This window comes from Paenibacillus haidiansis, from assembly GCF_036553665.1.
Classification (GTDB): Bacteria; Bacillota; Bacilli; order Paenibacillales; family Paenibacillaceae; genus Fontibacillus; species Fontibacillus haidiansis.
Genome location: NZ_JAZHPZ010000016.1, coordinates 43,914 through 57,080, shown reverse-complemented (window position 1 = coordinate 57,080; position 13,167 = coordinate 43,914). Strand labels below are relative to the sequence as shown.

General features: G+C 47.8%; 15 protein-coding genes. 12 read left to right on the top strand and 3 right to left on the bottom strand.

Translation table 11 applies throughout. The annotated features are described in order from the left end of the window. The first annotated feature begins 204 nt into the window (after nucleotides 1–204). The 5 genes from V3851_RS22505 to V3851_RS22485 all read left to right on the top strand — a co-directional run bounded on the left by V3851_RS22505 (nucleotide 205) and on the right by V3851_RS22485 (nucleotide 4,054). The gene (locus tag V3851_RS22505; protein ID WP_331848776.1) at nucleotides 205–1,494 is read left to right on the top strand and encodes an NCS2 family permease; all 1,290 of its coding nucleotides are present in this window, start codon (nucleotides 205–207) and stop codon (nucleotides 1,492–1,494) included. A 181-nt stretch (nucleotides 1,495–1,675) separates the two neighbouring features. Continuing rightward, nucleotides 1,676–2,032: a DUF4190 domain-containing protein gene (locus V3851_RS22500; protein ID WP_331848775.1), complete on the top strand. Its 357-nt coding sequence runs from the start codon at nucleotides 1,676–1,678 to the stop codon at nucleotides 2,030–2,032. Between the two features lie 210 nt (nucleotides 2,033–2,242). Beyond that, on the top strand, nucleotides 2,243–2,602 hold the full coding sequence (locus V3851_RS22495; RefSeq protein WP_331848774.1) for a BlaI/MecI/CopY family transcriptional regulator: 360 nt from the start codon (nucleotides 2,243–2,245) through the stop codon (nucleotides 2,600–2,602). Next, the gene (locus V3851_RS22490; RefSeq protein ID WP_331848773.1) at nucleotides 2,599–3,045 is read left to right on the top strand and encodes a M56 family metallopeptidase; all 447 of its coding nucleotides are present in this window, start codon (nucleotides 2,599–2,601) and stop codon (nucleotides 3,043–3,045) included. The genes V3851_RS22495 and V3851_RS22490 overlap by 4 nt, the downstream gene beginning before the upstream one ends. Further along, nucleotides 2,960–4,054 carry a M56 family metallopeptidase gene (locus V3851_RS22485; RefSeq protein ID WP_331848804.1) on the top strand — a complete coding sequence of 365 codons (1,095 nt, stop codon included), beginning with the start codon at nucleotides 2,960–2,962 and terminating at the stop codon, nucleotides 4,052–4,054. Before V3851_RS22490 ends, V3851_RS22485 begins: the two co-directional genes overlap by 86 nt. Nucleotides 4,055–4,113: 59 nt before the next feature. Here the strand turns inward: V3851_RS22485 and V3851_RS22480 are convergent, their stop codons facing one another. Beyond that, nucleotides 4,114–4,740, bottom strand: a complete 627-nt coding sequence (locus tag V3851_RS22480; protein ID WP_331848772.1) for a hypothetical protein — start codon at nucleotides 4,738–4,740, stop codon at nucleotides 4,114–4,116. A 154-nt stretch (nucleotides 4,741–4,894) separates the two neighbouring features. Between V3851_RS22480 and hemH the strand changes: the two genes are divergently transcribed. The 4 genes from hemH (at nucleotide 4,895) to V3851_RS22460 (ending at nucleotide 8,467) form a co-directional block, all read left to right on the top strand. After that, nucleotides 4,895–5,968 carry a ferrochelatase gene (gene hemH / locus V3851_RS22475; protein ID WP_331848771.1) on the top strand — a complete coding sequence of 358 codons (1,074 nt, stop codon included), beginning with the start codon at nucleotides 4,895–4,897 and terminating at the stop codon, nucleotides 5,966–5,968. Nucleotides 5,969–6,107: 139 nt separating this feature from the next. Next, nucleotides 6,108–6,497 carry a MerR family transcriptional regulator gene (locus V3851_RS22470; protein WP_331848770.1) on the top strand — a complete coding sequence of 130 codons (390 nt, stop codon included), beginning with the start codon at nucleotides 6,108–6,110 and terminating at the stop codon, nucleotides 6,495–6,497. 25 nt (nucleotides 6,498–6,522) lie between these two features. After that, nucleotides 6,523–7,284 carry an SDR family oxidoreductase gene (locus tag V3851_RS22465; protein ID WP_331848769.1) on the top strand — a complete coding sequence of 254 codons (762 nt, stop codon included), beginning with the start codon at nucleotides 6,523–6,525 and terminating at the stop codon, nucleotides 7,282–7,284. Between the two features lie 112 nt (nucleotides 7,285–7,396). Continuing rightward, entirely contained in the window at nucleotides 7,397–8,467 is a 1,071-nt protein-coding gene (locus tag V3851_RS22460; protein WP_331848768.1) for an SGNH/GDSL hydrolase family protein, read from the top strand. Between the two features lie 18 nt (nucleotides 8,468–8,485). On the opposite strand, the gene V3851_RS22455 is transcribed toward V3851_RS22460, so the two are convergent. Continuing rightward, nucleotides 8,486–8,704: a helix-turn-helix domain-containing protein gene (locus V3851_RS22455; RefSeq protein WP_331848767.1), complete on the bottom strand. Its 219-nt coding sequence runs from the start codon at nucleotides 8,702–8,704 to the stop codon at nucleotides 8,486–8,488. A gap of 177 nt (nucleotides 8,705–8,881) precedes the next feature. On the opposite strand from V3851_RS22455, the gene V3851_RS22450 reads away from it, so the two are divergent. Then, nucleotides 8,882–9,445, top strand: coding sequence for a tyrosine-type recombinase/integrase (locus V3851_RS22450; protein WP_331848766.1), 564 nt, complete (start codon nucleotides 8,882–8,884; stop codon nucleotides 9,443–9,445). Nucleotides 9,446–9,538: 93 nt separating this feature from the next. On the opposite strand, the gene V3851_RS22445 is transcribed toward V3851_RS22450, so the two are convergent. Next, nucleotides 9,539–10,222: a universal stress protein gene (locus V3851_RS22445; RefSeq protein WP_331848765.1), complete on the bottom strand. Its 684-nt coding sequence runs from the start codon at nucleotides 10,220–10,222 to the stop codon at nucleotides 9,539–9,541. 123 nt (nucleotides 10,223–10,345) lie between these two features. On the opposite strand from V3851_RS22445, the gene V3851_RS22440 reads away from it, so the two are divergent. Both V3851_RS22440 and V3851_RS22435 read left to right on the top strand, forming a co-directional pair. Next, nucleotides 10,346–12,757: a Na+/H+ antiporter subunit A gene (locus V3851_RS22440; RefSeq protein WP_331848764.1), complete on the top strand. Its 2,412-nt coding sequence runs from the start codon at nucleotides 10,346–10,348 to the stop codon at nucleotides 12,755–12,757. Next, nucleotides 12,744–13,166, top strand: coding sequence for a Na(+)/H(+) antiporter subunit B (locus tag V3851_RS22435; protein ID WP_331848763.1), 423 nt, complete (start codon nucleotides 12,744–12,746; stop codon nucleotides 13,164–13,166). The genes V3851_RS22440 and V3851_RS22435 overlap by 14 nt, the downstream gene beginning before the upstream one ends. The last annotated feature ends 1 nt before the right edge of the window (nucleotide 13,167 follow it).

Genomic DNA, 13,167 nt, shown 5'->3' with positions numbered 1-13,167 from the left:
ACGGTTATACATACAGGGGAAGATGGACGGTGTTCAGCTTGTGATTGCGCTATTCGACGATCCGCTTTTTAGTACGGAAGAACCAAAGACATCGTGGTAATTCTGCCCCCCATCTAACTTTTCGTGCTATAATATCCCCTGCGTGTGTTTGAACGATGAACACTACGCGGGTGGGAGAGGGAAAATTGAAAAGTGTGATACAACATGAAAGGAGTTTTCAAACTTAAGCCACACGGAACGAATTTGAAAAAGGAGGTCACGGCAGGCTTAACGTCCTTTTTCTCGATCGTTTACATTATTGCGGTCAACGCCAAGATTCTTGAGGACGCGGGCATTCCGCTTGAGGCAGGGATTATTGCAACCGTCCTGTCCTCGCTGGCCGGCTGTCTGCTCGTCGCGTTCATAGCGAACGCCCCGTTGATTATCGTACCCGGTATGGGCATCAATGCCTTATTTACGTATACCATTGTCGGTTCGATGGGACTAAATTATATGGAGGCGCTGGGTGCGGTCGTTCTATCGGGGATCCTGTTTGCGGTGATTGCTTTTTCCAAACTGTCTTGGATTATTTCCAAGGCGATCCCGACTTCCTTGAAAGAGTCGATCTCCGTGGGGATCGGGCTGTTTATCGCTTTTATCGGCCTGCAGAAGAGCGGCATTGTCATCGGCAATGCGGGCAACTTTGTCGCCCTTGGCGACTTGTCAACACCGCTGGTGCTGGCTTCGATCATCAATCTGGTGATCACCTTATTTTTGTATTTGAAAAAAGTCCCCGGGAACTTTCTGATCAGCATCATTTTAGGAACGCTGGTTGCCTGGTTGTTCGGAATCATCGACTTTTCGTCGCTGCATGCCGGATCGGTCTCTTTTCAAACCTATCAAGACGTGTTTCTGAGTGCGGACTGGAGCAAAATGATCAGCGTTCCGTTCTTAATGGCCTGCTTCTCGTTCGTTTTAGTACTGGTCTTTGAAAATATAGGGCTGGTACATTCCCAAGTGGACGGCATGCTTCAGGCACCGGAGAAGAGTGGAAAGGCGCTGAAAGCCGTTTCGATTTCTTCGATCATTTGCGGACTGCTGGGGACGAGCCCACCGGTGTCTACCGTAGAATCGGCGGCGGGCATTACGGCAGGCGGACGAACCGGATTGACCTCGTTGACCACGGGTTTGCTTTTTTTGCTGTCGCTGTTCTTTATGCCATTTATCAAACTGGTACCGGATGCAGCCATCACCCCTATTCTGCTTATTATCGGGGGATTGATGCTGACCAATATCGTTAATATAGACTTTAGCGATTTTACCGAAGCATTTCCTGCATTTCTCGTCATCATCATGATTCCTTTAACCTACAGCATCGTGGACGGGATTGCCTTCGGCTTCATCGCTTACCCGCTGCTCAAGCTATTTGCCAAGAAACGGGAACAGCTTTCGCTGTCCATGTTCGTGATCTCGATTCTGTTCCTGGCGAATTTCTTGTTGCAGGCGGTTTTATAAAAAAGGGCACCTCGGGAGAGGTGCTCAGGCTGTCGAGAAAGTATCGACGGCTTTTTTTATGTCCAAATTGTTTAAAACATCACCGCGTTAAGCAAAAATTATTAATTTACGAGATAGATTTACAGAAATTTACTACGAGAAGTATAATAGAAATGATGACTCATTAATAGGAGGATATTCCTTGGATAACAATTACAAAGAGGAACAATACGGGTTTTCTCCGCTAACCGAATCTTACGTTCCGCCGCAAGCGAAGACGAGTGGCAAAGCAATTGCCTCTTTAATACTAGGTATAATATCCTTAATTACTTTGCCATTAGGAGGAAGCATAGTCCTTGGAATCATTGGCTTCATCAGTGGTATCGTTGCGATTGTGTTCTCGTCTTTATCGTTTAAAGAAATCAAGCGAGGACAGGTGCGAGGACGCGGTATGGCAATTGCAGGATTGGTATGCGGAATCTTCTCGACGGCTCTCAATGTGCTTGCCTTTGTTATCTCGTTTGTGATTGCCTTCGTGAATGCTAAGAATAATATGTAGACACAACAAGCGAGACGTTTTTATAAGCGGAAAAGCTCGGGGGAGAACTGAAAAGCTGAAGACCCACAACCGATGGCGGTTGTGGGTTTTTTATATAGGTGTAAAAGTCCGGGGCATGCCCCTCGTCTTCATCCTTGACAATTCGAGGTCTATTGCAATAGACTTAGGGACAGAGGTTTACTGAAATAAACTTACTTGGAGGAATCCGGAATGACCGAGTACCGATTGTTTGATGCGGAATATAAATTTGCCTGCCTTGTTTGGGATCATGAACCGATTAATTCGACAGAGCTTGTCCGGTTAAGCCGAACCGAGCTGGGATGGAAGAAGTCCACAACCTATACGGTCTTAAGGAAGCTATGCGAACGGGGAATCCTTAAGAACGAGGAAGCGACGGTCACGGCTGTTGTGAAGAAGGAAGAAGTACAGAAATACGAAAGTCAAAAGGTTGTCGAAAAGGCTTTTAGCGGGTCGTTACCGCAGTTCTTAACCGCTTTTCTTGGTGAGAAAAAGCTGTCGGAGGAAGAGGCGGAAGAGCTGAAGCGGATTATTGAGGAGGCCACCCAATGACAGATCTGTTTCTTATGATCCTCAATATGAGCATAACGGCAAGCTTTGTAGCACTTGCGGTTATTTTGGCGAGATTTCTTTTGAGGCGTGCTCCCAAGATATTCTCCTATGTCTTATGGTCAGCCGTATTGATCCGACTGGTTGTCCCTGTCAGTTTCACTGCAAGCTTCAGTCTATTTGCATGGATTCAGCCTTCAGTCAAGGCCCAAACCGAAACGGGTATCATGGAGCTTGTGCCGCAAGCTGACAGGTTCATGAAAAACGCGGTCATAGATAGGGGAGTGAGCAAAATTAGGCGGTTTGGTCAATGCATCCTTACCCGGAGCTCCTCCGATATCAGGCGTAAAGCTTGTGGAGATGATGGTGTGGGTCGGCAGTCTGATATGGGTAACGGGCGTTGTTTATCTCCTTATCCGCAGCGTCATTTCTTACTTAAAAGTTAGGGAGAGCCTAAGAACGGCGGTCCTTGTTAAGGATCATATTTTCGAAACGGACCGGATTGCCACACCCTTTGTACTTGGTTTTCTGAAGCCCCGGATTTATATTCCGCTTGGCCTGAGCGAGCCGGAGCTGTCGTACATTCTACAGCATGAGCAGACGCATATCAGGAGAGGGGATTATTTGATTAAGCCTTTTGCCTATTTGATGCTTATCGTGCATTGGTTTAATCCGTTGATGTGGTTATCTTACTCGCTTATGAATAAAGATATGGAAATGTCCTGTGATGAGCGCGTCATTCGTAAGATGGGCGATCGGATAAAAGGAGGCTACTCGACAACATTACTGTCTCTTTCCGTCGGAAGAAGTCAGTTACACTCCGGCAGCCCATTGGCCTTTGGAGAGAATCATGTGAAGGCGAGAATTAAAAATATCCTTTCTTATCGCCGGCCTTCTTCTTGGAGGGTCGCAGGCTCCTTGCTCGTGATCGGGATCGTCATTGCAGGCTGTACGGCCAATCCGAAGCCTTTATTAGTACCGACGCAGCCATCTACGCAGCAAATCTATATGGGATATGATTTGGATAAAATGATGGACAATAAAACGCTTTATGTAGGCGCCGCCAGTAAGGTAGGCGGGCTCATCGGCGGAATGCCCTATCCCGAGGGATTGGAAGGGAAAGGGATGGAGCTTCAGACAACGGCTCCGCCATATGGAGTGACCATCAACTATATCATGAATCAGCCGACGGATTTGATAGAAGATGGCGCTTTAGATAGTGACCTGTTTGCTCGTAACTCTATCCTGCTTCTAAGCATGATTGATAATGTGGATAGTATTACTTATTCGATTACTGACAGTACGGGTCAATATAACGGGGATACGTACCGCTTTACGATGACAAGGGAAGAGGCCGACAAGCTGCTTGGAGAAGACGTCCGGAAATACAGCGAGGACGAAGCAAGCGTGCGGCAACTGATCGACCGGTTATCGGGTGAATCGCCGACTTTTTAATCCAAAAAACGTTGATAAGCTCCGCCGACACTTCGCCGGCGGAGCTTTTTCGTTACGAGTTATTTTCCCACGTTTATCGGCGTTAAAGGATTTTTACTCAGAATATCCTCTACCTCTTCGTATCCTTTCGGAAATGCGAAATTGTAACGCGCGGGGAGCGCAAATACGTATTTGTCGTTACGGCCTAGTTCTTTAGGTCCGATGGGCGCTGCCCCGATGTGGAAGCTCTCGGCCTGCAGCGCATCCCATTGGGGGATGGTCAGGATCAGAATGGGAATATCCTGCATAGGCTGCTCTTCTGTCCAGTCCGGGTGACGAAGGGAGATCTTCGGCCCTTCTTCGGCGTTGCTGTCCTGATTCTCTTCGAATGGAGTACCTTCCCATTTCTCCGATATCACCTTGTATCCTTCCCACGAATCCGGCAGCTCGAAGCGGAACCCATACTCGGTATTTTCGTATACGACGGCGTCCGACTGATCCGAATTGTCCATATTCTGCGTATTGTCGGTATCGCCCTTATCCTGCGTATTCCCCGTATTGCTCGCATTCTCCGCATTTTCCCTCACATCCGTTACTCCTGCCTTATCCGCATCAGGCTTTTCATTTTCGCCTGGTGATGGGTTCGCGCATCCGTTCAAGGACAGGGACGCCAATAACAACCCAATAATAATAAGCGACTTCTTCATCACGGTTCCCTCCTTTTCTCTCTGATATTAGACGGGAGCAAAAATTCATTTGTTGCATGTTAATGACATAACCAGGTTCAGCGACATTATAACACCCATCGCCTTGGAATTACTCCTGCCACTCCATTCATAAAAATGTGAGTAGGATAATTGTTTGGGAAGCGCCCGTGGTAGAGAATGGGGTAAGAATACGATACGAACGGAGTTGTTATTTTTGCAAACTCAACCATCGATCGGTGTTATTTTGGCTCAAATTGGGACTCCCGAAAAGCCTGAAACAAAGTCGGTACGATCATACTTGCGGCGATTTTTATCGGACCGGCGGATTGTGGATACGAATCCTTGGCTGTGGCAGCCGGTACTCCGGGGAATTATTCTCCGGACGAGGCCCCGCAAGTCGGCCCGGCTGTACCGGCAAATCTGGAGCGAGGAGGGCTCTCCTTTGTTGGTAAACTCCCTCCGCCAACAAGCAGGTTTACAGGAGATACTGGGACCGAAATTCCAAGTGGAGCTGGGGCTTGCTTATAGCGAGCATAGCATGGAGCGGACCATGCGGCGCTTTGAGCAAAGGGGCATCGGCCGTGTTTTGGTCGTCCCGTTATTTCCCCAATATTCGTCAACGACAACGGCCTCCGTGTACGATCAGGCCTGTTTTGCCGCGCTTGGCCGCACGAGCTCCAGAGGGCCGGCACCCAAACGGTATATACCGGCACTCCGGTTCGTGGAGCCCTATTATAAGGAACAGGGATATATATCGGCGATGAAGTCGCATCTGCTCCGCCATTTAAAGCGGTTGGACCGGGAGCCGGACGGGATCGTGCTGTCTTTTCACGGCATTCCTAAACGCTATGCGGACACGGGGGATCCTTATCCGGAGCAGTGCATGGAGACGGGGCGGCTGCTCGCCGAAGCGATGGGCTGGCGGGAGGATCAGTGGCAGGTCGCGTTCCAATCCCGGTTTGGGCCGGAGGAGTGGATCGGACCTTCCACGGCCGTAGTGATCGGAGGTCTGGCGGAACGGGGGATTGCGAATCCGCTGGTATTTGCCCCCGGCTTTGTGACCGATTGTCTGGAGACCTTGTATGAGTTGGATATCGAAGGAAGGAACCATTTTTCTGTCTCCGGAGGGCAAGCGGAACAGTTCCAATACGCTCCTTGTCTGAATGACCAGCCCGAGTGGCTGGAATTCCTGGCCGGGCTGGTGGAGCGAAATGCCGCAGGCTGGTAACTATATTGAATATATATCGCATATTATTGATGAACCTCCGATTGGAGGTTTTTTATAGATAAAGTTGTTGACTTAAACCATGGTTTAAGTCGTATCCTATTCTTGTCGACAATGAAAGATAAGATTTGGAGGCCCCCAGATGAAGTATTGTTCCATTGGCGAAGTTTCCGCCAAGTTTAATATTCCGGAATCCACGTTGCGTTATTATGAAAAAAAGGGGCTGCTGCCGCTCGTCGAGCGGGATGAAGCTGGCAGGCGGCTCTTTTCGGAGGATCAAATTGCACTTCTTAATACCGTTATTTGCTTAAAAAACACGCAAATGCCGATCGGCGAAATCAAGCGATATATGGATTGGGTGGTTGAAGGAGATAATACGATCGGGCTCCGGCTTGAAATGATGAAGAAACATAAGCAAGCGGTGCTTGCCGAAATTTCGTTAATGATGGAATCCTTGGAAGGCATCGACTTTAAAATCGATCGTTATATAAGACGTCTTCAGGAAAAAGAAGAAGCTAACGTGCAGAAATAAAGAACAATAGAGAAGAGGAATGATTATGAAACTTTCAGGAAACACAATTCTTATTACAGGCGGAAGTGCCGGAATTGGTCTCGCATTTGCGGAGCGCTTCATAAAAGCCGGCAATACGGTCATTGTTTGCGGACGTCGTGAGCATGTACTTCAAACAGCGAAAGAACAATATCCCAGCCTGATCACCCGTGTATGTGATTTGGATATGGAATCGGAACGTATCGCCTTGTTCGATTGGGTAACAACGAACTATCCGAAAGTGAACGTGTTAGTTAACAATGCCGGGATCCAACAACGTTTTAATGTGCTGAAAGCAGACGTGAAGGACGATTGGAATTACTTCAATAAAGAAATTACAACCAACATTGAAGCACCTTTCCATCTCTCCATGCTGTTTGCTCCCTTTTTTGCGGCAAAAAAAGAAGCGGCGATCATTAACGTGACATCAGGATTAGCTTTTACACCGTTTGCGATTGCTCCGATTTATTCGGCATCCAAAGCGGCGCTTCATTCCTTTACAATGAGTTTAAGACATCAGCTTTCGGATACCTCTGTGGAAGTCATCGAAGTTGCTCCTCCGGCAGTAAATACAGAATTAGGCGGGACGGGACTTCACGTGCACGGAGAACCGTTAAATGCTTTCGCGGATGGAATTTTTAAAGAATTGGAAGCGGGAAAGCAGGAAATCGGCTATGGTACTTCTGTAAATCGCTTGCGCATGTCACGGGATGAAGTAGACCAATATGTAGAAGACATGTATATGGCCTCGAAAAGTTTAATAGAATAACAACACGCACGAAAAATAATCATAGGGGCTTGCCATATAGTGGCGGGCTTCTTTTTTTACAGGTATATTATTTTTAACAAATGGTTATAGCAACTGAGGGGGAAGATATAGAATGTCAGAAACTCAAACCTTTAAAGCAACCGAGCAATATGTCAAAATCATCGGGCGGACCTACGAATGTAACGGTGCCCTATGGCTGGCGTTGTCCGGCGGCGGTGTGGAGTTTTCGTTTTACGGCAAGAAAGCGGAAATTACGATAAAGGGCGATCAGGTAGCGGGAAGCGGAAATAATGAGACCCGAATCGGCATCTACGTAAACGGAAATCGGGTTGTTGATGATATGGTGAACGAGCCTTTGAAAAGGTATACCGTATTTGAAAGCGACATGGAGCAAAATGTCACGGTAAAGGTTGTTAAACTATCCGAAGCGGCGATGTCGACGGTGGGGATTCAAGAGATCATCGTGGACGCCAAAGAGGGGATTAAGCCGACCCCGGAAAACATACATAAGATTGAATTTATCGGCGATTCTATTACTTGCGGTTATGGCGTTGACGATGATGATGTTCAGGGGACTTTTTCCACGACGACGGAAGATGTCACGAAAACTTATGCCTACCTGACGGCTCAGAAGCTTCAGGCCGATTACAGCATGGTTTCCTTTAGCGGCTACGGCATTATTTCCGGCTATACGGAGAACGACGAGAAACTCCTCACCCATCTTGTTTCGGATTACTACGAAAAAGTAGGTAAGTCGGAGGGGAAGTTCGACGGAACGCTAGTGCCGCAATCCGTAAGCTGGGATTTCAACAAGTTTGTGCCCGATCTGATTGTCGTTAATCTGGGGACGAATGACGATACTTATACCAAGGACGACCCCGACAAACAGGCGGATTATACCGAACAATACGTGGAATTTCTCAAAATGGTCAGACGAAATAACGCCGGCTCCAAAATCCTTTGCACGCTCGGGATCATGGGCGACAGATTATATCCATGGGTCGAACAAGCGGTTAGCAATTATACGAAAGAAACCGGCGATGCGAATATCGCGGCAATGAAATTCGATGTGCAGTCGGCCGCCGACGGTTACGTCGTCAACAGTCATCCTTCAGAAGTGACTCACCGTAAGGCCGCGGAGAAACTGGCGGCGTATATTAAGGAGCTTATGAAGTGGGAATAATCTTTTACGATCTTAGCCTTAATCCTTAGGATAAGGCTTTTTTCTATTGGTGCGGTTTAAGAGATAATCCACGCTTGTCTGGTGGAAGTCCGCCAGCTTAATCAAAATGGAGGTCGGAATATCAACGTCGCCTCGTTCGTAGTTGCTATAGATGCGTTGACTACAATTTAATATTGAAGCAATTTGAGTTTGCGTCAAATCTTTGTCTTCGCGTAAGTTCCGAATTCTTTCGTACATATATCTTCACCTCCAAGCCTAGGATATCTTAGCGAATTATTCGCTATTGAATTTTAGCGAAAAAATCGCTGACGGTTTCCGGCATACACAATCGCCATATTTAATCATCTTTCAATTTGTTATGTTACATAATATATGTTAAACTATAATTAAGTAACATATCCGGAGGGGTTCTCGGTGCAGTATGTAAATCCGATTCGAGACATGGAAACCATTCAAGCGATGAAACAAGAGCTCAGAAAGCACTCGCTAAGAGACTTGTTACTTTTTGTACTGGGAATTAATACGGGGATTGGTCTTTTTGAAATGCTCAACCTTACCGTGCAGGATGTATGGGACGGTCAAAGGGCTAAGCAATTTCTGCGTATTCAGGATGAAAGAACCGGAGAAGAACAAGCCTTTTATTTGAACGGCAAGATCGGAGAAATATTGAACGAATATTTGTCCGGCGGCGACTGGAAAGCAGAGGATTATTTATTTCGATCCAAGAAGGACGGCCGTCCGATTACCCGTCAGCAGGCATACCGCATAATCAACCATTCGGCAAGGGAGGTAGGAATTTCGGAGAAAATCGGCACGCATACGCTGCGGAAGACCTTTGGTTACCATGCGTATCATAAGGGAATTGCCATTTCCATCGTCAAGTCGATTCTGCATCATCAGTCGACCGCGGAAACGCTGAAGTACTTGGGAATCGATAAGAACGAGAAGCTGCCGATTAAGGTAGACGTGAATTTGTAAAATTTCTTGTTCCACAATAAAAAACTCTCCTCGTCAAACATGATTGAACATGCGTAAGAGGAGAGCCGTTAATAACCTTATATATTTGTTCTTTTATTCGTCAGAGTCGTCCAGACCCATCGCCGTATTCATATCCACGTTTTTAAATTCGGTGACGATCCCGTCATGAACCAGGACCTGCATCGTCTCAGCGTCCTTCATAAAGCGAAAAATTCCATTGTCAAAGTCCGTATCGGTTTCTTTGAAGAAGATGCCTTCATATTCGGTATTCTTCTCGTGACTGAAGCTTAGTCTATACTGTTCCCCGTCCTTGATTAAATAAGCGCGAACTCCGTCTCTGTACAGCCCTTCGCCGTCCCGGATATATCGGGAGACCGAAATGATATGCAGGTCAACAAAGGGGATGTCGCGCACGAGCGAATTGATAATCGATCCCTTCGTAATTTGTTCCCATCGGCTATGTGCCGTTTGGCCAAGAATAATCTGCGTGACCTGCTTTTCTCTAGCCACTTCCGCAATGACCTTGGTAACGGGCCGGCTTTCATTGTCCTTCATAATAAATTGGGCAGACGCGTTGGCATTGGCGTATTCTTTCCACTTTTCAATGTAGAATACTTTCTCGGCATCCAATTCATCGAACGGCTTGGAATCAATGGTCAGGATGTAGAGCGGAGCTTGCAGCATATTGGCTATTTTGCAGCCGCGTTTGATTAGTCTTTCGCCGTTTGGTCCATAATAAACGCAGACAAGAATGCATTCATTATTTAAGTTATCCATTTTAAGCATTTCACCTCAAGGTTAAATAGTAGAGCTCGATTAAACTATGTACGACTATAAAGGATGTTACGGAAAGAGTCAAATCTTTAAGACAGCAAGATTCGTAAGTGAGGAGGAGTGCGTTTGGCTACATTCTTTATCTTCATTTTTCTTCCGTTTATTAGTGCAATTGCGGTTCCCTTTTTATATAAGTATCTGAACCGTCGGATACATACGGGCTGGTTCGTTCTGCTCGTGCCTCTAACTATCTTTATCTATTTGTTGCAATATATACCTCATGTTGCCGCCGGGGAAACCTATAAATACATCTTATCCTGGATTCCCTCTTTCGATATTAATATCACCTCGTATGTGGATGGACTTGGCCTATTATTCGGTCTGCTCATTTCCGGTGTCGGCGCTTTAGTCATCATTTATTCTATCTTCTATATGTCCAAAACCCGGGAGGCGCTCCATAACTTCTATGTGTATTTACTCATGTTTATGGGGGCCATGCTGGGACTCGTATTCTCAGATCACCTACTAGTCCTGTATGGATTTTGGGAATTGACCAGTGTCTCTTCCTTCTTATTGATTTCCTATTGGTACGAGCGCAAGAGCTCGCGCCAAGGCGCTTTAAAAGCCATGCTGATTACGGTCCTCGGCGGGTTCGGCATGCTGGCCGGATTCATTATGCTGATCATCATGGGAGATACGTACAGCATCCGGGAAATCATTGCGAATTTGGACGCGATTCAAGGCCATGCCTTGTTTATCCCCGCCATGCTGTGTATTTTGCTGGGGGCGTTTACGAAATCGGCGCAATTCCCGTTCGGCATTTGGCTGCCGGATGCGATGGAGGCGCCGACCCCGGTCAGCAGTTATCTCCATTCCGCGACGATGGTCAAGGCCGGCATTTATTTGGTGGCCCGGATGACCCCGGTATTCGGCGGCAGTGCCGTGTGGTTCTGGCTGGTGGCCGGAATCGGCATCATTACGCTGCTTTACGGTTCTTTGACGGCGCTGAAGCAGACGGATCTGAAGGCGCTATTGGCCTATTCCACGATAAGCCAATTGGGCTTGATCATGAGCCTGCTCGGGGTCGGCTCTTTAGCGGTCTATTTCGGACCCGGCGAGAGCGGGACGGTCTTTACGGTAGCCACCTTTGCCGCCCTGTTCCATTTGTTTAACCACTCCACCTTTAAAGGAAGCCTGTTTATGGTCGTCGGCATTGTCGACCACGAGACCGGCCGGCGGGATATCCGCTATTTGGGCGGATTGATGCAAGTGATGCCGATCACGTTCACGATCGCCTTGATCGGCGCCTTTTCCATGGCGGGATTGCCGCCGTTTAACGGCTTTTTGAGCAAGGAGATGTTCTTCGGCGCCGTAACGGAAGTATCCCATGCCGGTATTTTCGGGTTAAGCAAAATCGGCGCTTTGTTCCCGATCATTGCATGGGTCGGCAGCGTTTTTACTTTCGTCTATTGCATGATTTTCGTATTCAAGACCTTCGGCGGAAAATACCGTCCCGAGAAGATGACGAGAACCGTGCATGAGGCGCCGCTGGGGATGTTGATTTCGCCGATTATCTTAGGCTTGCTGGTCATCCTTGTCTTCTTCTTCCCGAATGTGTTGGGGAAATATATTCTTACCCCGGCGCTAACATCGGTTTTGCCGATGATGTCCGTCTCCGCCTATGATCTGAAGATCAGCGCCTGGCATGGGCTGAATATGGAATTGCTCATGACGATCGGGGTAGTCGTAATCGGCTTCTTGCTCTTCAAAATAGCGAAGAAGTGGATCAAGGCGATTCGCAATTACCCGCAGCGCCTGACGCTGAATCATTTATACAATGTAACCTTACAGGGGACGGAAAAGCTCTCGTCATCCCTGACGGACCGGTATATGACCGGCTCGCTGCGACATTATTTGATCTATATTTTCGCGTTCTTCGTCATTTTGTTGATGGGATCGCTTCTGCTGTTCCACGGGCTCCGGTTCGATATCTCCAATAACGCGGTGATTAGTGTTTTTGACGCCGGGCTGGTGATCGGGATGATCATCGCCGCGTTGACCGTGTTATTGACCAGCAACCGGATCGTGGCCATCGTGGCCCTGGGTGCTTTGGGTTATATGGTTTCCATGTTCTTCGTGATCTTCCGGGCCCCCGATCTCGCCCTGACCCAAATGGTCGTGGAGACCGTGACCACGGTACTGTTCCTGCTCTGCTTCTATCATCTGCCGAAGCTGAAGAAGGATATCGAACGGATTCCTTTCAAATTGACGAATCTGATCATTTCGGTAGCCGTCGGGCTGACGGTGACGATTTTGGCGCTGTCCGCGAACGGTCATAAATTGTTCGAGCCGATCACCTCATTTTTCGAAAATGCCTATGAGCTGGCAGGGGCGAAAAATATCGTCAACGCGATCCTGGTGGATTTCCGCGGCTTCGATACGATGCTGGAAATATCCGTATTAACGATTGCCGGATTGGGCGTATATACCTTGATTCATCAGCGCGCGAAAAGGAGGGAGCAGGATGAAACCGAATAATGTGATTCTGAAAACCGTAACCCGGGTAGCGGTGGTCATCATTTTCACCTTTTCGATCTATCTCTTTCTGAACGGTCATCATCAGCCGGGAGGCGGCTTCATCGGCGGGCTGAGTACGGCCGCGGCCATCGTCCTTCTGTACCTCTCCTTCGGCATCGAGAAGGTAAGGGAAAATATCCGGATCGACTTTAAGAAGCTGGCCGCCGTCGGGGTGTTAATCGCCGTAGGTACGGGGTTGCTCGGAGCTATATTCGGCAAACCGTTTTTATTTCAGATCTTTGGTCATGTCGACTTGCCGATCTTCGGCGATACCGAGCTTGCGACCGCGATGATCTTCGATACCGGGGTCGCCTTGGCCGTCATAGGGACGGCGGTCGTCATTATTCTGGGCATAAGCGAGGACCGATAAT

What these genes read in the sequence shown, in the direction of transcription:
- V3851_RS22505 (WP_331848776.1), top strand. Translation starts at nt 205, where the DNA reads ATGAAAGGAGTTTTCAAACTTAAGCCACACGGAACGAATTTGAAAAAG.
- V3851_RS22495 (WP_331848774.1), top strand. Translation starts at nt 2,243, where the DNA reads ATGACCGAGTACCGATTGTTTGATGCGGAATATAAATTTGCCTGCCTT.
- V3851_RS22490 (WP_331848773.1), top strand. Translation starts at nt 2,599, where the DNA reads ATGACAGATCTGTTTCTTATGATCCTCAATATGAGCATAACGGCAAGC.
- V3851_RS22485 (WP_331848804.1), top strand. Translation starts at nt 2,960, where the DNA reads ATGATGGTGTGGGTCGGCAGTCTGATATGGGTAACGGGCGTTGTTTAT.
- V3851_RS22480 (WP_331848772.1), bottom strand. Translation starts at nt 4,740, where the DNA reads ATGAAGAAGTCGCTTATTATTATTGGGTTGTTATTGGCGTCCCTGTCC.
- V3851_RS22470 (WP_331848770.1), top strand. Translation starts at nt 6,108, where the DNA reads ATGAAGTATTGTTCCATTGGCGAAGTTTCCGCCAAGTTTAATATTCCG.
- V3851_RS22465 (WP_331848769.1), top strand. Translation starts at nt 6,523, where the DNA reads ATGAAACTTTCAGGAAACACAATTCTTATTACAGGCGGAAGTGCCGGA.
- V3851_RS22460 (WP_331848768.1), top strand. Translation starts at nt 7,397, where the DNA reads ATGTCAGAAACTCAAACCTTTAAAGCAACCGAGCAATATGTCAAAATC.
- V3851_RS22455 (WP_331848767.1), bottom strand. Translation starts at nt 8,704, where the DNA reads ATGTACGAAAGAATTCGGAACTTACGCGAAGACAAAGATTTGACGCAA.
- V3851_RS22445 (WP_331848765.1), bottom strand. Translation starts at nt 10,222, where the DNA reads ATGGATAACTTAAATAATGAATGCATTCTTGTCTGCGTTTATTATGGA.
- V3851_RS22435 (WP_331848763.1), top strand. Translation starts at nt 12,744, where the DNA reads ATGAAACCGAATAATGTGATTCTGAAAACCGTAACCCGGGTAGCGGTG.